17 protein-coding genes and 1 tRNA gene are annotated in these 18344 nt (G+C 72.3%); 7 read left to right on the top strand and 11 right to left on the bottom strand.

The annotated features are described in order from the left end of the window. Positions 1 to 179: 179 nt before the first annotated feature. The 3 genes from ABZ876_RS29560 to ABZ876_RS29550 all read right to left on the bottom strand — a co-directional run bounded on the left by ABZ876_RS29560 (position 180) and on the right by ABZ876_RS29550 (position 2348). Entirely contained in the window at positions 180 to 998 is an 819-nt protein-coding gene (locus ABZ876_RS29560; RefSeq protein WP_361787644.1) for an SCO1664 family protein, read from the bottom strand. Beyond that, positions 962 to 1552, bottom strand: coding sequence for a DUF3090 domain-containing protein (locus ABZ876_RS29555; RefSeq protein ID WP_361787642.1), 591 nt, complete (start codon positions 1550 to 1552; stop codon positions 962 to 964). The genes ABZ876_RS29560 and ABZ876_RS29555 overlap by 37 nt, the downstream gene beginning before the upstream one ends. A gap of 109 nt (positions 1553 to 1661) precedes the next feature. Continuing rightward, positions 1662 to 2348: a histidine phosphatase family protein gene (locus ABZ876_RS29550; protein WP_361787640.1), complete on the bottom strand. Its 687-nt coding sequence runs from the start codon at positions 2346 to 2348 to the stop codon at positions 1662 to 1664. 128 nt (positions 2349 to 2476) lie between these two features. Between ABZ876_RS29550 and corA the strand changes: the two genes are divergently transcribed. After that, positions 2477 to 3475, top strand: coding sequence for a magnesium/cobalt transporter CorA (corA, locus tag ABZ876_RS29545; RefSeq protein WP_361787638.1), 999 nt, complete (start codon positions 2477 to 2479; stop codon positions 3473 to 3475). On the opposite strand, the gene ABZ876_RS29540 is transcribed toward corA, so the two are convergent. After that, complete coding sequence (locus tag ABZ876_RS29540; protein ID WP_361787636.1) at positions 3453 to 4244, bottom strand: ferritin-like domain-containing protein; 792 nt, start codon at positions 4242 to 4244, stop codon at positions 3453 to 3455. The genes corA and ABZ876_RS29540 overlap by 23 nt on opposite strands. A gap of 240 nt (positions 4245 to 4484) precedes the next feature. Next, entirely contained in the window at positions 4485 to 5540 is a 1056-nt protein-coding gene (locus tag ABZ876_RS29535; protein ID WP_361787634.1) for an LLM class F420-dependent oxidoreductase, read from the bottom strand. 288 nt (positions 5541 to 5828) lie between these two features. Here ABZ876_RS29535 and ABZ876_RS29530 point away from each other — a divergent pair, with 288 nt between their 5' ends. Then, positions 5829 to 6812 (top strand): aldo/keto reductase, encoded by a 984-nt coding sequence (locus ABZ876_RS29530; RefSeq protein WP_361787632.1) that lies wholly within the window; start codon positions 5829 to 5831, stop codon positions 6810 to 6812. Next, a complete protein-coding gene (locus ABZ876_RS29525) occupies positions 6809 to 9070 on the top strand; it encodes a helix-hairpin-helix domain-containing protein (RefSeq protein WP_361787630.1) in 2262 nt (753 codons plus the stop codon). The genes ABZ876_RS29530 and ABZ876_RS29525 overlap by 4 nt, the downstream gene beginning before the upstream one ends. Before the next feature lie 57 nt (positions 9071 to 9127). Here the strand turns inward: ABZ876_RS29525 and ABZ876_RS29520 are convergent, their stop codons facing one another. Further along, positions 9128 to 9832, bottom strand: a complete 705-nt coding sequence (locus tag ABZ876_RS29520; RefSeq protein ID WP_361787628.1) for a hypothetical protein — start codon at positions 9830 to 9832, stop codon at positions 9128 to 9130. 47 nt (positions 9833 to 9879) lie between these two features. Here ABZ876_RS29520 and ABZ876_RS29515 point away from each other — a divergent pair, with 47 nt between their 5' ends. Beyond that, complete coding sequence (locus ABZ876_RS29515) at positions 9880 to 10068, top strand: DUF5703 family protein (protein WP_030053310.1); 189 nt, start codon at positions 9880 to 9882, stop codon at positions 10066 to 10068. A gap of 185 nt (positions 10069 to 10253) precedes the next feature. Here ABZ876_RS29515 and ABZ876_RS29510 read toward each other — a convergent pair whose 3' ends face one another. The 3 genes from ABZ876_RS29510 to ABZ876_RS29500 all read right to left on the bottom strand — a co-directional run bounded on the left by ABZ876_RS29510 (position 10254) and on the right by ABZ876_RS29500 (position 12994). Continuing rightward, positions 10254 to 11081, bottom strand: a complete 828-nt coding sequence (locus ABZ876_RS29510) for a chaplin (RefSeq protein WP_361787626.1) — start codon at positions 11079 to 11081, stop codon at positions 10254 to 10256. Positions 11082 to 11245: 164 nt separating this feature from the next. Then, positions 11246 to 11479, bottom strand: a complete 234-nt coding sequence (gene chpH, locus ABZ876_RS29505; protein ID WP_234517558.1) for a chaplin ChpH — start codon at positions 11477 to 11479, stop codon at positions 11246 to 11248. A 189-nt stretch (positions 11480 to 11668) separates the two neighbouring features. Continuing rightward, positions 11669 to 12994, bottom strand: coding sequence for a M20/M25/M40 family metallo-hydrolase (locus ABZ876_RS29500; protein ID WP_361787624.1), 1326 nt, complete (start codon positions 12992 to 12994; stop codon positions 11669 to 11671). Positions 12995 to 13181: 187 nt separating this feature from the next. On the opposite strand from ABZ876_RS29500, the gene ABZ876_RS29495 reads away from it, so the two are divergent. The 3 genes from ABZ876_RS29495 (at position 13182) to ABZ876_RS29485 (ending at position 15613) form a co-directional block, all read left to right on the top strand. Beyond that, positions 13182 to 13266 (top strand) — tRNA-Leu (locus ABZ876_RS29495). 58 nt (positions 13267 to 13324) lie between these two features. Then, positions 13325 to 15052, top strand: a complete 1728-nt coding sequence (polX, locus tag ABZ876_RS29490; RefSeq protein ID WP_361787622.1) for a DNA polymerase/3'-5' exonuclease PolX — start codon at positions 13325 to 13327, stop codon at positions 15050 to 15052. A 102-nt stretch (positions 15053 to 15154) separates the two neighbouring features. Beyond that, entirely contained in the window at positions 15155 to 15613 is a 459-nt protein-coding gene (locus tag ABZ876_RS29485) for a DUF5709 domain-containing protein (RefSeq protein WP_361787678.1), read from the top strand. A 211-nt stretch (positions 15614 to 15824) separates the two neighbouring features. Here the strand turns inward: ABZ876_RS29485 and ABZ876_RS29480 are convergent, their stop codons facing one another. Together ABZ876_RS29480 and ABZ876_RS29475 are read right to left on the bottom strand one after the other, a co-directional pair. Further along, complete coding sequence (locus ABZ876_RS29480) at positions 15825 to 16946, bottom strand: CapA family protein (RefSeq protein ID WP_361787620.1); 1122 nt, start codon at positions 16944 to 16946, stop codon at positions 15825 to 15827. Between the two features lie 87 nt (positions 16947 to 17033). Continuing rightward, on the bottom strand, positions 17034 to 18341 hold the full coding sequence (locus tag ABZ876_RS29475; RefSeq protein WP_361787618.1) for a phosphoribosyltransferase family protein: 1308 nt from the start codon (positions 18339 to 18341) through the stop codon (positions 17034 to 17036). Positions 18342 to 18344: the final 3 nt, after the last annotated feature.

Raw genomic sequence — 18344 nt, 5'->3', positions numbered from 1 at the left:
CTAACCGGCCGGAAGTTGCGTATACGAACCGGACCGGCCGGGATGGCCGGGAAGGCGCTCTTGCGGGAAACCCGGCGATGTGCAGGACCCGCCGGTTCGTCCCCCTGAAGCCGGTGTGCGTCAGCCGGGCCCCGGCGGCCGGCGCACGCCGGCTCCCCGGGGCGGCCGCCGCTCGGGCCTCACACCGGCGGCCAGGGGATCGCCGGCCATTCCCCGGTCGGCTCGGGATGTCTCCCCGAGACCAGCAACGCCTCGACCCGCGCGCGCATGGCGTCGAGCTCAGCCGGGGTGATCAGCTTGGCCAGTCGCCCGGCCAGTGCCGCGCCCTCCTCCAGGGCCTCCTCGAGGCCCTTGAGCGCCTCGACCGCCTCCCCGGTCAGCGGCTCGCCCGCCCACCCCCACAGCAGCGTGCGCAGCTTGTTCTCGGTGTGGAAGGTCACCCCGTGGTCGATGCCGTACAGGCGCCCACCGGCCCCGGGCAGCAGATGGCCGCCCTTGCGGTCGGCGTTGTTGATCACCGCGTCGAGGACGGCCAGGCGCCGCAGCCGGACGTCGTCGGCGTGCACCAGCAGCGCCGTCTTCCCCTCGCCGACGTCCGCCAGCCCGATCGCCTTCCAGCCGGGCTCCGGCTCCTCGGCGTCCACCAGCGCGAGCAGCTCGCCGTCGGGCACGGGCTCGATCCACAGCTGGCACATGCCCTCGCCGTAGGGGCCCTCGCGCAGCACGGTGGGCGGAACGAGCCCCCAGCCGGTCACCTCGGACACCTCGTAGGCGGCGACCTCGCGCTGGGCCAGCGTGCCGTCGGGGAAGTCCCACAGGGGGCGCTCCCCGGCGACGGGCTTGTAGATGCAGGCGGCTTCCCGCCCGTCGCAGGAGACCGTGCAGTACAGCGCCGCGTTGGACGCGTCGCGGATGCGTCCGCGTACGGTCAGCTCGCCCTCGGCGAGCAGGTCGGCCGTGGTCACGCTCCGCGGCGGTATCCGTTCTGGCGCGGACATACATGTCCTTCCGGGTCGAGCGGGAGGCTGCACAGCGGGCACGGGGGCCGGCCGGCGTTGACGACGTCGAGGGCGCGTTTGGCGAAGGCCCTGGCCTGTGCGCCGGTAAGCCGGACCCGCAGCATCGGCGGACCGTTCTCCTCGTCCTGGAGCAGCCGCTCCTCGGCCTCGGCGAGGTCCTCGTCGGAGTCGGCGTCCAGTTCCACGAGGGCCTGGGCCTCGACGATCATGCGCTGTTCCTCGCCGTCCCAGGCCAAGGCCATGGTGCCGACGCGGAACTCCTCCTCGATGGGGGTGTCCAGCGGAGCCGTGTCGGCGATCTCCGCGGGGGCCACGGCGGGGACGGCGGCACTGCCGCCGCTGCGCCGCACGACCTCGTCCAGCAGCTCGTCCATGCGCTCGGCGAGCGCCGCGACCTGGGTCTTCTCCAGGGCCACGCTGGTCACCCGGGGTCCGGCAGTGGCCTGTAGGAAGAAGGTACGGCGCCCGGGCAGCCCGACCGTACCGGCCACGAAACGGTCCGGAGGGTCGTAGAGGAACACCTGACGGGACACGTCCTGTCTCCATTGGATCGGGACCGGGACCGGCCGACCTCGCCTGCCCGTTCCGGTTGCTGACAACTACTGCGCTGGTGCGACCGCTTCACCCTACTGCGGCCGACGATCACGGTGCGCCCGCACCGCCCCCGACCGTGGCGTCCGGACCGGAGGGCTCCGCACGGGGTACGAGGGAGGCGAAATCCCCGGTGTCCCCGAGGCGAACGAGAAATGGCCGCAGCCGGGTGTAACGGATCGCGGTGATGGAACACGGTTCCACAGAGATCCGCTGGAAGAGGTCGAGATGAAGTCCGAGCGCGTCCGCGACAAGCGATTTGATGATGTCACCGTGCGAACACATGAGGTACACCGCGTCGGCGCCGTGGTCGCGCTCCACGCGCGCGTTCCACTCCCGCACCGCTTCCGCGGCCCGGGTCTGCATGGCCCGCATCGACTCACCGCCCGGGAAGGCCGCCGCCGACGGGTGGGCCTGGACCACCTCCATCAACAGCTCGTCCTTCAGCTCGGCGAGCTTGCGGCCGGACCAGTCGCCGTAATGGCATTCGCCGATGCGCTCGTCGGTGTGGGCGCGCAGCCCGGGACGGGCGTCGAGCAGCGGCTGGACGGTCTCCTGACAGCGCTGAAGGGGGCTCGCGACGACCTCGGCGATCGGCACCTCGGCGAGCCGGTCCGGCAGGGCCGCGGCCTGCGCGGTGCCGCGCTCGTCGAGGGCGACGCCGGGCGTCCAGCCGGCGAGGAGTCCCGCGGTGTTGGCGGTGGAGCGTCCGTGCCGGACGAGGATCAACGTGGGCATGCCGTCCAGCGTACGGGGACGCCTCCCGGCCCGGGCCGGGGGAACGGTGGTGGGCCGGCGAGCGGCGGCGGAAGGCCCGGACAGGGCCCGGTACGCGGGCGGAACCCGCTGACGGGAGAATGCGCTCCGTGATCGTCGACTGCGCCATATACCGAGACGGGCGCCGGACGGAGGGGCCCGAGGATCTCTCCGACGCGCTTCAGGAGGCACGCGCCTCGGGGGACACCTTCTTGTGGATCGGCCTGTACGAGCCGACGGAGAAGGAGTTCGACCTGGTGACGGAGGAGTTCGGACTCCATCCGCTGGCCGTGGAGGACGCCTTGAAGGCGCACCAGCGGCCCAAGCTGGAGGTGTACGAGGACTCGCTGTTCATGGTGTTCAAACCGGTGTCGTACGAGCCTCGCAGCGACACCGTCAGTACCGGCGAGCTGATGGTCTTCCTCGGTGACTCCTTCGTGGTCACCGTGCGCCACGGCGAGGACATGCCGCTCGGTTCCATCCGCCGTCATCTGGAGGAGCAGCCGGAGATGCTGCGGCACGGGCCGACGGGGGTGCTGTACTCCATCGCGGACTCCGTCGTGGACCAGTACCTGGAGGTGGCGACCGAACTGGGGACCGACCTGGAGGAACTGGAGGAGGAGGTCTTCTCGCCCTCGTCCGGGGGTTCCCGGCACACGGCGTCTCGGATCTACACCTTCAAACGGCAGGTGCTGGAGTTCCGGCGGGCGACGGTCCCGCTGGCGCCGCCGCTGGCCCGGCTGGCGGGGCAGGGGGTGTCCGGTGCGACGGTGCCGTTCGTGCAGGAGAAGTCGCGGCCCTTCTTCCGGGACGTCCACGACCATCTGACCCGGGTGAACGAGTCGGTGGAGGGCCTGGACCGGCTGGTGTCCGACGTGCTGTCGGCGCATCTGGCGCAGATGAGCGTCCGGCAGAACGACGACATGCGGAAGATCTCGGCGTGGGCGGCGATGGCCGCGGTTCCGACGATGATCGCGGGGATCTACGGCATGAACTTCGACCACATGCCGGAGCTGCACTGGGTGGCGTCGTACCCGGCGGTGATCCTGGTGATGGCGGTCCTGGAGGTCGTGCTGTACCGGTTGTTCAAGCGGCGGGGCTGGATGTAGCGCCCGCGTCGCCGCCCAGGGCGTCCCGGCGTTCCGGCATCCTCAGCGACACCATGCGCCGCCAGCCGCCGGCGCGCTCGTAGCAGTACGTCGCGTGGATGCCGGCCGCGAGCAGCGCGGACTTGGCCTTCGGCCAGCTCAGGATCCGCCCCATACGGGCCATCACGGCGAGGCTGACGTCCCGGTGGACACGGATCTCGGCCAGTGCGCACTCGCGCAGCGTCCGCTGGATGTCGCGGCCGTGTCCGGCGTGCACGAAACGCAGCAGTTCCTCGTGGCAGTAGGCGAGGTGGTTGTCCTCGTCGCGGGAGATCATCCGGATCGCGCGGCCCACGTCGGGGTGGTCGCCGAAGTGCTTGCAGAGCAGCTCCATCTGCTCGGAGGCACGCTGCTCGGTGACCCTGCTGTGGGCCAGATAGGTGACGATGTCCTGCACGGTCAGCTTCCGGTCGCCCCTCAGCTTCTCGTGGGCGAGCCCGATGCCGTGCTTCTCCAGGAGCATCGTGTAGTCCGTCTCGGGCGGTACCCGGACGGGCTCGAGCCCGCGCTTCCTCAGCAGCGCGCGGAAGATACGCCCGTGTTTGTCCTCGTCGGCGCCGTGCCTGCCGATCCTGGACGCGAGCCTGCGCTCCTCCGCCGGCACGAGTGCGGCGATGCGGCCGTTCTCCCAGCCGCCCTGTGACTCACCACCGGCGGCTATGGAACAGAAGAGCCGGAACGACTCGTCGTTGTCGAAGATCTCCTGGAACAGGCTCTTGGCCGAAAGCATCACTGACGCCTCTCTGCAGGGGTCCGCAAAGAACGAGTCAAGTGGGGCGCCAGAGGTGCGGCAACACGTGTGGCGGAGAACTCCGCCGAACGAAGGACGCGCGGGCGCGGGCCCGCGCGTAACCGGGGGCCCGCCCAGGCGTTGTTCCCCGTGACGGCCGTGGCGGGGAGGACCCCCGAGCCCCCACCACGGCCGTGGAGACCTCTGTGTGAAGCCCCTCCGGGGAGATCCCTCCGCGGGTTACGCGAGCCCGGCCCGCTCCAGGGCGTCGGATCCCGCCCGGAGGGAGGCGATCCGCTCGTCCAGGGTGAAGCCCGCGGGGGCCAGCGTGAGCGTGGTGACGCCGGCCTCGGCGTAGGCCCTCATCCGGTCGGCGATGCGGTCAACGGAACCCAACAGGGTGGTCCGGTCGATCAGCTCGTGCGGGACGGCGGCCGCTGCGCCTTCCTTGTCGCCGGCCAGGTACTTGTCCTGGATCTCGGCGGCGGCCTTCTCGTACCCCATGCGCTGGGCGAGCTGGTTGTAGAAGTTCTGCTTGCGGCTGCCCATGCCGCCGACGTAGAGGGCGGTGTAGGGACGGAAGGTGTCGGCCAGGGCCGCCACGTCCTTGTCGTCACCGAGCGCGAGCGGGAGCGTGGGGCAGACGTCGAAGCCGTCGAGGGTCTTGCCGGCCTTCTCGCGTCCGGCGCGCAGATACCCGATCGCGGTCTCCTCGATGTGGTCGGCCGAGGGGAAGATGAGCAGGGCCCCGTCGGCGATCTCACCGGTCTGCTCCAGGTTCTTGGGGCCGATCGCGGCGATGTAGAGCGGGATGTGCTCGCGCTGCGGGTGCACGGTGAGCTTGATCGGCTTGCCGGGGCCGTCGGGCAGCGGGAGGGTCCAGTGCTCGCCTTCGTACGACAGCCGCTCCCGCGTCATCGCCCTGCGTACGATCTCCACGTACTCCCGGGTGCGGGACAGCGGCTTGTCGAACTTGACGCCGTACCAGCCCTCGGAGACCTGCGGCCCGGACACGCCGAGGCCGAGGCGGAAGCGGCCGCCGGAGAGCGAGTCGAGGGTGGCGGCCGTCATCGCGGTCATCGCGGGCTGGCGGGCCGGGATCTGGAAAATCGCGGAGCCGACGTCGATGCGCTCGGTCTGCGCGGCGACCCAGGAGAGCACGGTGGCCGCGTCGGAGCCGTAGGCCTCGGCGGCCCAGCACACCGCGTAGCCGAGCCGGTCGGCCTCCTGGGCGACGGCGAGGTTGTCCGCGTCCATTCCCGCGCCCCAGTAGCCGAGGTTGATCCCGAGCTGCATGGCCGATTCCCCTTACCGATCAGTAACGTCCCTTGTGCGCAGACCATAGCGCGGCGGTGCGCCCGGAGGGGAGGCCGGCGCCTGGCGGTGGCGCGCGTCGTTGCAGGGGGCCGGTGTCCGGGCGGCGACGCTGCCGGACTGGGGGCGCCGGTCGTCGTGGTGGCACGCGTGGAGCGCAGGGGCAGGCGGAAATCACCGCGGGGGGAGGGGAAATCAGCGCGGGGACTGGGGAAATCGGTTGTCCACAGGCCCCCACGTGGCCAGTTCCGGCCAGTAATCTCGGCGTCCATGGAGCAGAGGCATCTCGGCCGTACCGGCCTTCGTGTGTCCCGCATCGGACTCGGCACCCTGACATGGGGGCGGGACACGGACGAGCACGACGCCGCGGAGCAGTTGAAGGTGTTCTGGGAAGCGGGCGGAACCCTCGTCGACACGGCGGACGTGTACGGGGACGGGGAGGCCGAGTATCTGCTCGGACGACTGATGGACGGTCTCGTGCCGCGCCGGGACTTGGTGGTCTCGACGAAGGCGGGGAGCGTACCCGACCCCGACCGTCGTTTCGACGGCTCGCGCGGCCATCTGCTCGCCGCGCTGGACGCCTCGCTCGCCCGCCTCGGCACGGACCACGTCGACGTGTGGCACCTCCATGCCTTCGACCCGTACACCCCGCTGGAGGAGACCCTGGGGGCACTCGACCTGGCGGTCTCCAGCGGCCGGGCGCGGTACGCGGGCGTGTCCAACTTCTGCGGCTGGCAGCTCGCGAAGGCGGCGACGTGGCAGCTGGCGGCGCCGGGGGTCCGTACCCGGATCGCCAGCACGCAGATGGAGTACTCGCTGCTCCAGCGGGGCGTGGAACGCGAGGTGCTGCCGGCCGCCCTGGACCTCGGGGTCGGGCTGCTGCCGTCCTCTCCGCTGGGCCGTGGGGTGCTCAGCGGCAAGTACCGTCATGCGACGCCGCCCGACTCGCGCGGGGGGTCGGAGCACATGGCCCCGTTCGTCGAGCCCTACCTCGACGACACGGCGAGCAGCATCGTGGACGCGGTGCAGACGGCCGCCGACGGGCTCGCCGCGACGCCGCTCCAGGTGGCGCTGGCCTGGGTCCGCGACCGGCCGGGGGTGGTCGCGCCGATCCTCGGTGCGCGCAACGCGCAGCAGCTCACGGCGGCGTTGTCAGTGGAGACGCTTAGTCTTCCTGACGAGATCTGCCGGGCGCTGGACGATGTGTCGGCCCCGGTGCACCGCTATCCCGATCACGACTGGAGCACGCTGTGAGCACGGACCCGGAAACCACGGAGACGGCCTCCCCTCCGGGGGAACCGGCCGACGAGGCCGGAACCGGGTCGGGCGGAGCCACGGCCGCCGATGCGGGCGGCACGGCAGAGGCCGGTGACGGCGACGGCGGTACGGCCGATACGGGCGACCGTGACGGTGGTACGGCCGACGCGGGCGACGGCGACGGTGAGATGGCCGACGCGGGCGACGCGGGCGACGGTACCTCGTCACAGAGGTCGGAGGCCGAGGCCGAGCTGGCCGCTCAGCGGGTGGAGCGGGAACGGATCGAGCGGCGGAAGGCGGAGAAGACGGGGCCGATCGAGGCCGGCGGGAAGCTCAGCGGCAAGGCCGCCGACCTGCTCGCGGCCGTGCGGGCCGTGGAGGGCGGCGCCAAGCCGGTGCCGAGCGCCTTCAGCGAGCCGGCTCCCGCCCCGCGCCGTCCCACCCCCGAGCCCGTGCGGCGCACCCTGCCCGAGGCACCCCCGGCAGCCGGTGTGGCCCCCGCCGCCGAGGCCGTCTCGGCCGTGCGGGCCGTGCTGGCCGAGGGCGGTGCGCCCGAAGCCCTGGCTCCCCAGGCCGCCGCGGCTCTCGGCGAAGACGTGGACGCACGTCTGCGCGCGGACCCCTGGCTGCTGCTGCGGGTCCCCGGGGTGCGGCCCGAGCAGACGGACGGGTTCGCCCGGGCCCTGCTCGGCGCCGAGTGCCGGCCGGACGACGAGCGGCGGGCGCGCGCGATGACGGTCTGGCTGCTGGAGCAGGCAGCCGTGGCCGGACACACGGCGCTGGAACTCCCCGCCCTTCACACCGCGCTCGCGCAGCGCTCGGTGCCGGACCCGGAGACGGCGGTGCGCGGCACGATCGCCGAGGGTGAGGCTCTCGTCTTCCAGGACGCGCTGGAGACCCACACCCGGGATGGCGACGAGGACGACGCGGACCGGCCGGTCCGCGCCCTGGTCGGTCTGGAGCGGTACGCGCTCGCAGAGGAGAGCCTCGCCGACGGACTGGCCCGGCTGGCCGGCTCCGCGCCGAAGGAGGGCGGTTCGGCGCAGGACTGGGAGCGGGCGGCCGGCTCGGCGCAGGGCTCGGCGGCGGAGCTGATCCGCGCGGTCGCGGGTCACGGACTGGTGCTGCACACCGGCGGGGAGGCCTCCCGCATCGAGCCGGCCACGCTGCTGCGCGAGGCGCACCGGCTCGGTGCGCGCGCCTGGGCCGCCACGCACGGCCCGGCCGGACGGGAGGCGTTCGCCGCGCTGCTCGCACGGCTCGGTCCGGCGGACACCTCCGAGGAACAGGCGCACGCGGCGCTGGCCACGGTGGCGGGTCTGCTGTCCGGTGCCGAGGGCCCCGGGCGGGACGCGGACGGCGCGCTGGACCTGGACCTGCTCATCGTGCTGGACGCGCCCCAGCTGGACGTCGAGACGGCGGCGCTGCTCGTCGAGTCGCTGCCCGACGGGGCCCGCCTGGTGCTGAGCGGTGACCCGAATGTGCTGTGGTCGGCCGGTCCCGGACGGGTGTTCGCCGATCTGCTCGCCGCGCGTGTGTGCCCGCAGATCGCCTCCCGAACCCCCGATCCGGGGCCGCTCGGCGAGTTGGTCTCCGCGATCGGTGTCGGTGAGCTTCCGCAGGTCGACGCGCCCGGCAAGGAGGTGGTGATCGTGCCGGTCGGGGACGCCGGGGAGGCCGTGCACCGGACCGTGCAGCTGGTCGCGGACTCGGTGCCGCGTGCGATCGGCGTTCCCTCGGAGGAGACGCAGGTGATCACGCCGGGGCACGGTGGCGCGGCCGGCACACGGGCGCTGAACGCGGCCCTCAAGGAGCGGCTGAACCCCGGTCCCGGCCGCTTCGGCGGCTTCGACCCCGGGGACAGGATCGTCTACTCCCCCGTGCCGGGCCGTGCGCTCCCGGGTCGCGTGGTGACGGCGGACGCGGAGGGACTGCATCTGGAGTGCGCCGGCGTCGCCGTGGTCGTACCCAGGGAGCGGGTGGAGCAGTTTGTGCGCCACGGCTGGGCGCTGACCGCTCACCAGGCGGTGGGGCAGCGCTGGCCCGCGGCCGTGGTGGTGCTTCCCGGCGACGCCGCCCAGTCCCTCAGCCGGCCCTGGGTGTACACGGCCTTCGGCCGGGCGGTCCGCCATCTGTCCGTGGTGCACGGAGTGGAGCAGGCCCTGCCGCGGGCCGTGGCCGAGGTCGCGGCAGGGCCACGGACCACCCGCCTGACCGTACTGCTGCGGCCTCAGGCGCCGACGGCCGGGGAATGAGGGCCGGGTGGCGGCGCCGGGGGCCTTCGGCCTTACGGCAGCGCCGCCCTTCCCCGCCTAGCGTTCGGCGTCCAGCGGTTCCAGCTCCTCGTCGTCGTCCAGCTCGCCGGGCAGCTCCGCATCGAGCCGGAGGTCCTCCTCCGCGTCGTCCTCGTCCGGCTCGTCGTCGAAGACCGAGCTGACGTCGAAGCGGCAGACGACCCGCTGCGGATCGACCTGCTCGAAGGGCGTCTCCAGCCATTCCCCCGGTTCCGCCGGTTCGTCGGCGGCCGTCACCCACAGGGTGGAGTCGCCCTCTTCCAGGCCGAACTCCTTGTGCCGGGAGGCGATCTCGTCCGGTTCGAACTCCCCGAAGAGCACACCGAGCGCGCCGTGGACGGTGCCGGCCGACGACTCCAGTGGGCCGTCCGCGTCCGCGTCCTCCACGCGCCGCGCCTGCGCCAGCAGCCGCTGCGGCTCCGCCACCGCGTAGTCCCGGCGGATCAGCACGCTCAGCGCGTTCGGTTCCTCGGGGCCCGTGTACGGCGGGAGTGCGTCCTCCGCGCCGGGGATCTCGAAAGGTGTGACCTCGTCATAGCGGTCGTAAAGCAGTTCGTCGTACTCCTCGGCCGCCGCGGCCAGCTCGTTGAACGCCTCGTAGACGGCCGGGTCGTCCTCACCCGTCCGGCGCTCGACCGCGGCCAGGTGGCGGTCTAGCGCGGTCTTGACCGCCTCGGCGGCGGCACGTACCTCGGCAGCGGTGGGCTGCGCAGCATCAGACATAGTGCAGACGCTATCCGTACCGGGCCCCAGCCCGCACAATAGATGCGATGCCGGAATACGAATTTGTCGACGTGTACGTACCGCGCGGGGTGTCCCGCAAGGACGCCACACGTCTGCTGACGGACCATGCCGAGTACGGACACTGGGAGCTGGACCGACTGAGCCTGCTGCGGGACGGCAGCCGCAAGGTGCGGTTGCGCCGGCGGATCATCCGCCAGGTGCGCGCCACGTGGTGAGTGAAGGCGGCTGAAACGGATCGGGCCCCGCGTCTGCGGGGCCCGATCCGTTTCCGGGGCGCCCAGGCAGGGAGAGTGCGGCGTTTCGAGGCGCTCTGTCCCGCCTCGTCCGCCGCGGGAAACGCGCTGTCACGGCGTGCGTATGCGCGGCGACGATCGGCGCTCTCCTCCCTGTGCCCGGCGCCTTACCTCGTCGCGCGTGACCTGCGGTAGAGCAGGGCGCCGCCGAGCAGGGCACCCGCGCTCGCCGGTGCCAGCAGGCCGAGCGGCAGGTCACTGCCGGTGTGGGCGAGCTGGGCGCTGCCCGCGGGCCGGGTGAGGGAGGGCCCGCCGGGGTGGCTGACGTGCTGGGAGCCACCGCCGCCCGGCCGCTGGGGCGTGCCGGGGTGACCAGGCTGACCGGGGTGTCCCGGCGTACCGGGCGTGCTGCCGCCCCCGCCGGGAGGTGTCGTACCGCCTCCACCGGGAGGCGTGGTGCCACCGCCGCCCGGGGGAGGCTGGTGGCCGCCGCCCGGAGGGGGCTGGTGGCCGCCGCCCGGAGGGGGCTGGTGGCCGCCGCCGGGCGGAGTCGTCGAGTGACCGCCGCCGGTGTTGGCGCAGTGGTCGCCCACCGCGCCGTTGCCGATCCCGACCACGTTCACACTGTTGCCGCAGACGTTGACCGGCACATCCACCGGCACCTGGACGGTGTTGCCGGAGCCGACGCCAGGCGAGCCACCGGTGTGACCGCCCGCGTGGGAGCCGCCGCCCCCTCCGGTGTGCGCGCCGCCGCCGGTGTTGGCGCACGCGTTGCCCACCGCCGGGTTGAGGAGCCCGATCACGTTCACGGTGTTTCCGCAGACGTTCACCGGGACGTGGACGGGAACCTGGACGGTGTTGCCGGACAGCACGCCGGGCGAGCCCGCGGCCGTTCCCCTCGCACCCGAGTCGGCGTGCGCATAGCCGCCGGTGACAGCGAGGACGCCGGTCGCCGCCGCCACGGTCATCAGGCCCTTGCGGGTGACCTGTCGCATTGCTGATTTCCCTGCCTTCAACCTTGTCGTGAACCTTCTTGAGCTCGCCCTAGCGGGCGAGCGGGGACGAGGAACCGGTCGGCCCCGGAGCGCATGGCACGCACTCCGGGGCCGACGGGCCCCGACCCTCGCGGGTGAGGCCCCTCACGGGGTGAGGCACAACGTCACTTGTTGATGCAGGTGTTGCCGAAGGCGGGGTTCAGCAGCCCGATCACCGAGATCGTGTTGCCGCAGACGTTCACCGGGACGTGCACGGGAACCTGGATGACGTTGCCGGACACGACGCCCGGGGAGTGCACGGCGGCACCCTGGGCACCAGCGTCGGCGGCAGCCAGACCCGCGCTCGCGAGAACCAGACCACCGGTGGCGGCCGCAGCAGCGACGACCTTCTTGATCATTATTCCTCCTTGCTTGGCAAATGCGATCCCTGCCTCGGACCGCACCCCATGTAACGAGGAGGGAGTAATGGAGCTACGAGCTTATGGTCGCATTCACCCGTCCCGGTCGGCGCCCGTACGCGCTGGCGATTACTGCAGTCTCGTTTCAGCACGCAAACCGGGACGGAATCAAGGGTGTTGGGCGGGCGTTCAGGACGCGTCGATGAACCGGTCCAGGACTCGCACGCCGAACTTCAGGGCGTCCACCGGGACCCGCTCGTCGACGCCGTGGAACATGCCCGCGAAGTCCAGCTCCGGGGGCAGCTTCAGGGGCACGAACCCGAAGCCGCGAATGCCCAGTTCGTCGAAGGACTTGGCGTCCGTGCCCGCGGAGAGCATGTACGGGATCGCCTTCGCCCCCGGGTCCTCGGCCAGCAGCGCGGACTGCATCGCCTCCACGAGCGCCCCGTCGAAGGTCGTCTCGACGGCCTTGTCGGAGTGCAGGTCCTCCCGCCGCACACGGGGCCCGAGGATCCGGTCGAGGTCGGCGAGGAACTCCTCCTCGAAGCCGGGCAGGAAGCGCCCGTCGACATGGGCCGTGGCCTCACCCGGGATGACGTTCACCTTGTAACCGGCGTTCAGCTGCGTGGGATTGGCCGTGTTTCTCAGGCTCGCGCCGATGAGCTTCGCGAGGCCCCCGAGCTTGGCGAGGGTCGACTCCATGTCCTCCGGGTCGAGTTCGGTGCCGAGCGCGTCGCCGAGTTCGTCGAGGAAGGCGCGGGTGGTCTTGGTGACCCGCACGGGGAACCTGTGCCGCCCGAGCCGCGCCACCGCCTCGGAGAGCTCGGTGATCGCGTGGTCCCGGTGGATCATCGACCCGTGCCCCGCCGTGCCGGCCACGGTCAGCTTCATCCAGTGCATGCCCTTCTCGGCCGTCTGGATCAGATACAGCCGCCGCTGCTCGTTCACGGTGAACGAGAAGCCGCCCACCTCGCTGATCGCCTCGGTGACGCCGTCGAAGAGGCCGGGGTGGTGGTCGACGAGGTGCCGGGCGCCGTAGGTGCCACCGGCCTCCTCGTCCGCGAGGAACGCAAGGACGATGTCGCGCGGCGGCCTGCGCCCGCTGCGCAGCCGGTCCCGGACGACGGCCAGCGTCATGGCGTCCATGTCCTTCATGTCGACCGCGCCGCGCCCCCATACGCACCCGTCGGCGATCTCGCCGGAGAACGGATGGTGGGTCCAGTCCTGGGCGTTGGCCGGTACCACGTCGGTGTGGCCGTGGATCAGCAGCGCGGGCCGCGAGGGGTCCTCGCCCTCGATACGGGCCACCGTGGAGGCACGGCCCTTGTGCGACTCGAAGATCTGCGGTTCGAGCCCCACCTCGGCCAGCTTCTCGGCGACGTACTCGGCGGCCCTGCGCTCGCCGGGGCCGGAGTGGTCGCCGTAGTTGCTGGTGTCGATCCGGATCAGCTCACGGCAGAGGTCCACAACCTCGTCCTCGCCGGTGACGTTCCTGGCCGTGCCGGTCTCGGTCACGCTGTCTCCTCCCACTGTCACGCTGCCGCTGGTTCCCCTCATCCTCTCTCCGACCCCCGCCCCGCCCCAAGGCGCTGTCCGGTCCGTCACGCGCCGTTCACGCCGGAACGGGGTGTGATCGAACGCCACCGAAAGCCTGGTAATGTTTCCTTCGTCGCCGCGGGGGAGCCCGCGCGACAGACACCTTGTCCGGGTGGCGGAATGGCAGACGCGCTAGCTTGAGGTGCTAGTGCCCTTTATCGGGCGTGGGGGTTCAAGTCCCCCCTCGGACACTTGCAGCGGACGGCGCCGATGGGCGCCGTCCGTTTGTGCGTGCCTAGACTCTGAGATGTGGCCCGGCCCAACGACGAGGTCGAGGCGCTCCTTCAGGAGTACGCGGACCTCATCGCTATCACGGGAGGCGACGCGTTCAAGGTGCGCGCCTACGAGAAGGCCGCGCGTGCCATCGGCGGATACCCCGACGACGTCTCCCGGCTGGACGCCGACGGGCTGCGCGACATACCGAACGTGGGCCGGTCGATCGCCGAGAAGGTGCTCGAGTATCTGCGCACCGGCACCGTCTCCGCGGTCGAGGAGCGCCGGGCGCGGATCCCCGCCGGGGTGCGGGAGCTGATCGCGATCCCCACCCTCGGCCCGAAGAAGGCGATGCGGCTCTACGAGGACCTGCACATCGCGTCGGTGAGCGAACTGGCCGCCGCGATCGAGGCGGACGCCCTGCACGATCTGAAGGGCTTCGGCGCGAAGACCCAGGACAACATCCGGCACGGCATCGCCCTGCTCCAGCAGGCGGGTTCCCGCATTCCGCTGCACCTGGCCGTCGACACCGCCGAGGAGATCGTCGCCGAACTCTCGGACGTGACCGGCTGCAAGCGCTGCACCTGCGCCGGGTCCCTGCGCCGCATGAAGGAGACCGTCGGGGACATCGACGTACTGGTCGCGGCGAAACGGTCCGCCCCCTTCATGGACGCACTCCGTGGGCTGCAGTCCACCGCCGAGGTGATCGCCCACGGCGCGAAGAAGACGTCGATCCGTACCACCAAGGGCGTCCAGGTCGACCTGCGGGTCCTGCCGCCGGACTCCTGGGGGGCCGGGCTCCAGTACTTCACCGGGGCCAAGGCGCACAACATCCGCACCCGCACCATCGCCGTTCGGCAGGGGCTGAAACTGTCCGAATACGGCCTGTTCGACGCGGACAGCGGCCAGTCACTCGCCTCCCGTTCGGAGGAGGAGGTCTACGCCCGGCTCGGCCTGCCCTGGATCCCCCCGACGCTGCGGGAGGACCGCGGGGAGATCGAGGCGGCGCTGCGCGGCGAGCTGCCCGAGGTGGTGACCGAGCGGAGCGTACGCGGCGATCTGCACACCCACACCGACCTCACCGACGGCCTCGCGTCGCTGGAGACGATGGTGGAGGCCGCCGCCGCGCGCGGCTATGCGTACTACGCGGTCACCGATCACGCGCCCAACCTGTACATGCAGCGCATGACGGACGAGAAGATGCTCGCCCAGCGGGAGCGGGTGCGGGCGCTGGACGGCACCCATCACGGGATGCGGCTGCTGCACGGCACCGAGCTGAACATCGGCCCCGAGGGGGAGGTGGACTGGCCCGACGACTTCCTCGCGGGCTTCGACCTCTGTGTGGCCTCTCTGCACTCCCACTTCGACCTGGGCCGGAAGGCGACGACCAGGCGGCTCGTGCGGGCGTGCGAGAACCCGTACGTCAATGTGCTCGGCCATCCGACCACCCGTCTGATCGGCAAGCGGCCGGGAGTCGACGCCGACTGGGACGAGGTCTTCGCGGTCTGCGCCCGCACCGGTACCGCGCTGGAGGTCAACGCCCAGCCCGACCGGCTCGACCTGTGCGACGAGGACATTCTGCGGGCCCGGGAACACGGCGCGAAGTTCGCCGTGAACACCGACGCCCACTCCGTGCCGCACCTCGCCCAGCTGCGCTACGGCGTCGGCACCGCGCAGCGGGGCTGGCTCACCCCGGACGACGTCATCAACACCTGGCCGCTGCGCCGGCTGCGCCGGTTCCTCGCGAAGGGCCGGGCTGCGTGAGGCCGAACCGCGTTTGCCCTACGGCGGACCGGAGACCCGGGAGGGAGGCGGGTAAGCGTGGGACGCGGCAGGCAAGGCGGTGCGGACGTGACGGAGAACGGCATGGGGGACGAGGTCTACCAGCCTCAGGGCGAGGAGGACGTGGTCGAGGACATCGGCCCGCTCGAATCGGAGGACACCCTCGTCGACCGCGGATCGGAGCCGATGGAGGAGGGGTACTCCCCGCCGGAGAGGCCGCTGGCGGTGGACGAGCCGGGCACCACCGCGGCCGAGCAGCGCGAGGGCGAGACGATGGACCGGCGGCTGGCCCGGGAGGTGCCCGAGGAGACGGAGCCGGAGGGCGACGGGATCGGGGACGTGCCGGGCGGCGAGGGCGAACCGGTCGACGAGGAGGTCGGCGGGCCCGATGCGGGGCGGCTCGTCGCCCCGGACGAGGGCGCCCATCCCGACACGGAGGCCGCACTCGTCGCGAGCGACGTCGGCATCGACGGTGGCGCCCGCGGAGCCGAGGAGGCGGCCATGCACGTGATCTCCGAGAACGAGGAGGAAGAGACCGGATAGGGGCCGTTGCCTCCGTCAGACGGGGGGACCGCATGGCCGCGGGACCGGATCGTCGACGTGCGCTGCGTCGGCGCGGGGCGGGCGGGGTCGGCGCGGGAGCGGCTCCGGCGGGAGTGGTCCGGTCTCGGGACCGGACCGGAGCGGACCGGTTTGCGTGGGCCGGAACGCCGTGCCCGTCGGGCTGCATCGCTGCCGGGACGATGGGAAGCGGTCACTTCCGCACGGGCGGGCAGCGGAATCTCAGCGTGTTGTCGGGGTCGAGGCCGATGTGGGTGCCGAGAGGGCGGCTGCACGTGTCGAGGGCGGCTCGCAGCCATGCGGCGTCCTCGGACGAGGCGTGTTCCAGCCGCATTCTGCGTGACTGCAGGGGCACCATCCGGACACCGGTCAGCCTGCCGGTGTCCGGCTCGACCGAGACCAGGTAGAGCAGCCGCAGGTCGTCCCGGTACCGCTCGTAGCCGCCGATGCCCTCGTAGTCGTCGACGAGGTCGCCGCAGCCGTAGAGGACGAGCCTGTCCCGGTACGCCTCCAGGGGGCGCGGGTGGTGCGAGGAGTGACCGTGCAGGATGTCCACGCCCGCGTCGACGAGCGCGTGCGCGAAGCGGATCTGGGCGCGCGAGATGTCGTAGCCCCAGTTGGAGCCCCAGTGGACGGAGGCGACGGCGAGGTCACCCGGGCGTTTCACGCGGTGCAGGCGCTCGGCGAACGCGGCGGCGGAGGTCATGGTGGGCCCGGGGAGGAGGTCGACACCGGACCGGTCCTCGGTGGCGGCCCAGTGCTCCGGGATACCGCTGGAGGGCATGCCGAAGGAGAAGACCAGCACCCGGCCGCCGCCGCGCAGGGGCACGACCGCCGGCCGGCGGGCCGAAGCCGCGTCGGGCCCCGCCCCCGCCGTCCGCAGTCTCGCGCCCGCCAGGGCGTCGAGGGTCTCCGCGAGGCCACGGCGGCCGAAGTCGAGCACATGGTTGTTGGCCAGGACGCAGACATCGGGGCGGACCGCCGCCAGACAGGGCAGGTTGGCGGGGGTCATCCGGTAGTGGACGCCCTTGCCGGGCGCGAAGTCGTCGTGGCGGGTGACGGAGGTCTCCAGATTGATCACCCGTACGTCGGGCGCCGCGGCCTCCAGGACCGCCAGAGCCTCGCCCCAGGGCCTGCGGAAGCCCGCCCGGGGAACCGGCCCGTTCACCGCCTCGGCCAGGCCCACGTAGTCCCGGGCGTCGCGGACGTACGCCTCCCGCAGCGCCGGGTCACCGGGGTGCGGGAGGACCTGATCGACGCCCCGGCCGAGCATGACGTCACCGCCGAGGAACAGCGTGACCACGCCCTCGTCCACCCTCCCACGCTAAGGCGGTCGTACGGCCGGTGCGAGAGGCCTGTGGGCCGCAGTGCCGGGCGGGTCGGGGGCGGGGTCGCCGGGGTGCTAGACGTGAGCGGGGGCCATGTGATCGGTGAACCAGTCGCGGGCCAGGTCGGTCACCACCTCCAGGGTGCCGGGCTCCTCGAACAGGTGAGTGGCGCCGGGGACGATGGCGAGGTGGTTCTCGCACCGCAGCCGCGCCTGTGCCTGCCGGTTGAGGTCGAGTACGGTCGGGTCGGCGCCGCCTACGATGAGCAGCGTGGGCGCGGACACCGCGGGCAGCCGGGGCCCGGCGAGGTCGGGGCGGCCGCCCCGGGAGACCACCGCGGCGATGCGGGCCTCGGGCTCCGCGGCGGCCCACAGGGCGGCGGCCGCGCCGGTGCTGGCGCCGAAGTACCCGACGGCGAGCGTCTCGAATCCGGGCTGTGCGCGCAGCCAGCGGGTGGCGTCGGCCAGCCGTCCGGCCAGCAGGCCGGTGTCGAACACATTGGCCCGGTCCTGCTCCTCGTCCTCGGTGAGCAGGTCGAACAGCAGGGTGCCGAGGCCGGCCCGGTTCAGGCCCCCGGCCACGAACTGGTTGCGCGGGCTGTGCCGGCTGCTGCCGCTGCCGTGCGCGAACACCACGACCCCGGGCGCGTCCTCGGGCGCGGTCAGCTGCCCTCTGAGGCGTACGGCGCCGGCGGTCACCTCCAACTCCGTTTCGGCGGACCCGGCTTCGGAGGTGTCCCCGGCGGAGCGTCCTGTCGCCCGCCTCAGGCAGTCGGCGACCTCGTCGTCGTCGGTCTGGGCGAAGTCCGCGTAGAACTGGCCGATCGCGAAGAAGTCGCGCGGCGTCGCCACGGACACCAGTTCGTCGGCCTCCCCGCCGAGCCGCTCGGTCCAGTCGAGCGGGGCGACGGGGACCGCCAGCACGATCCACGCGGCACCGCGTGCCCGGGCGATCCGGCAGGCCGCCCGCGCGGTCGAACCCGTGGCCACACCGTCGTCGACCACGACCACGGTCCGGTCCTGGAGGGTGACGGGCTCGCGCTCACCGCGGTAGCGCCGGGCCCGCTGCTCGAGGACGCCCCGTTCGTGCTCCTCGACCCGGGCGAGGTCCTCCGGGGTGACGCGTGCCTCGCGTACCACCGCATCGTTGATGACGCGTACGCCGTCCTCGCCGATCGCCCCCATCCCCAGCTCCGGCTGGAAGGGCACGCCCAGCTTGCGTACCAGGCAGACATCGAGTGGCGCCTCGATCGCCTGTGCGACCTCGAACGCCACCGGGACCCCTCCCCTGGGCAGCCCCAGCACGACCGCGTCCCGGTCCCGGAGATGCTCGAGGCGGGCGCCGAGTCGCCGGCCCGCTTCCTGACGATTCATGAAGATCACGCT

Source organism: Streptomyces sp. NPDC046931 (assembly GCF_040644655.1).
GTDB lineage: Bacteria > Actinomycetota > Actinomycetes > Streptomycetales > Streptomycetaceae > Streptomyces.
The sequence above is the reverse complement of the archived record's forward strand: the minus strand, read 5'-3'. Positions and strand labels throughout refer to the sequence as shown.

Excerpts from the sequence above, each read along its gene's own strand:
- ABZ876_RS29510 (WP_361787626.1), bottom strand. The coding sequence starts at position 11,081 with ATGCGACAGGTCACCCGCAAGGGCCTGATGACCGTGGCGGCGGCGACC.
- ABZ876_RS29540 (WP_361787636.1), bottom strand. The coding sequence starts at position 4,244 with ATGCTTTCGGCCAAGAGCCTGTTCCAGGAGATCTTCGACAACGACGAG.
- ABZ876_RS29530 (WP_361787632.1), top strand. The coding sequence starts at position 5,829 with ATGGAGCAGAGGCATCTCGGCCGTACCGGCCTTCGTGTGTCCCGCATC.
- ABZ876_RS29560 (WP_361787644.1), bottom strand. The coding sequence starts at position 998 with ATGTCCGCGCCAGAACGGATACCGCCGCGGAGCGTGACCACGGCCGAC.
- ABZ876_RS29535 (WP_361787634.1), bottom strand. The coding sequence starts at position 5,540 with ATGCAGCTCGGGATCAACCTCGGCTACTGGGGCGCGGGAATGGACGCG.
- ABZ876_RS29485 (WP_361787678.1), top strand. The coding sequence starts at position 15,155 with ATGGGGGACGAGGTCTACCAGCCTCAGGGCGAGGAGGACGTGGTCGAG.
- chpH (WP_234517558.1), bottom strand. The coding sequence starts at position 11,479 with ATGATCAAGAAGGTCGTCGCTGCTGCGGCCGCCACCGGTGGTCTGGTT.
- ABZ876_RS29515 (WP_030053310.1), top strand. The coding sequence starts at position 9,880 with ATGCCGGAATACGAATTTGTCGACGTGTACGTACCGCGCGGGGTGTCC.
- ABZ876_RS29550 (WP_361787640.1), bottom strand. The coding sequence starts at position 2,348 with ATGCCCACGTTGATCCTCGTCCGGCACGGACGCTCCACCGCCAACACC.
- ABZ876_RS29520 (WP_361787628.1), bottom strand. The coding sequence starts at position 9,832 with ATGTCTGATGCTGCGCAGCCCACCGCTGCCGAGGTACGTGCCGCCGCC.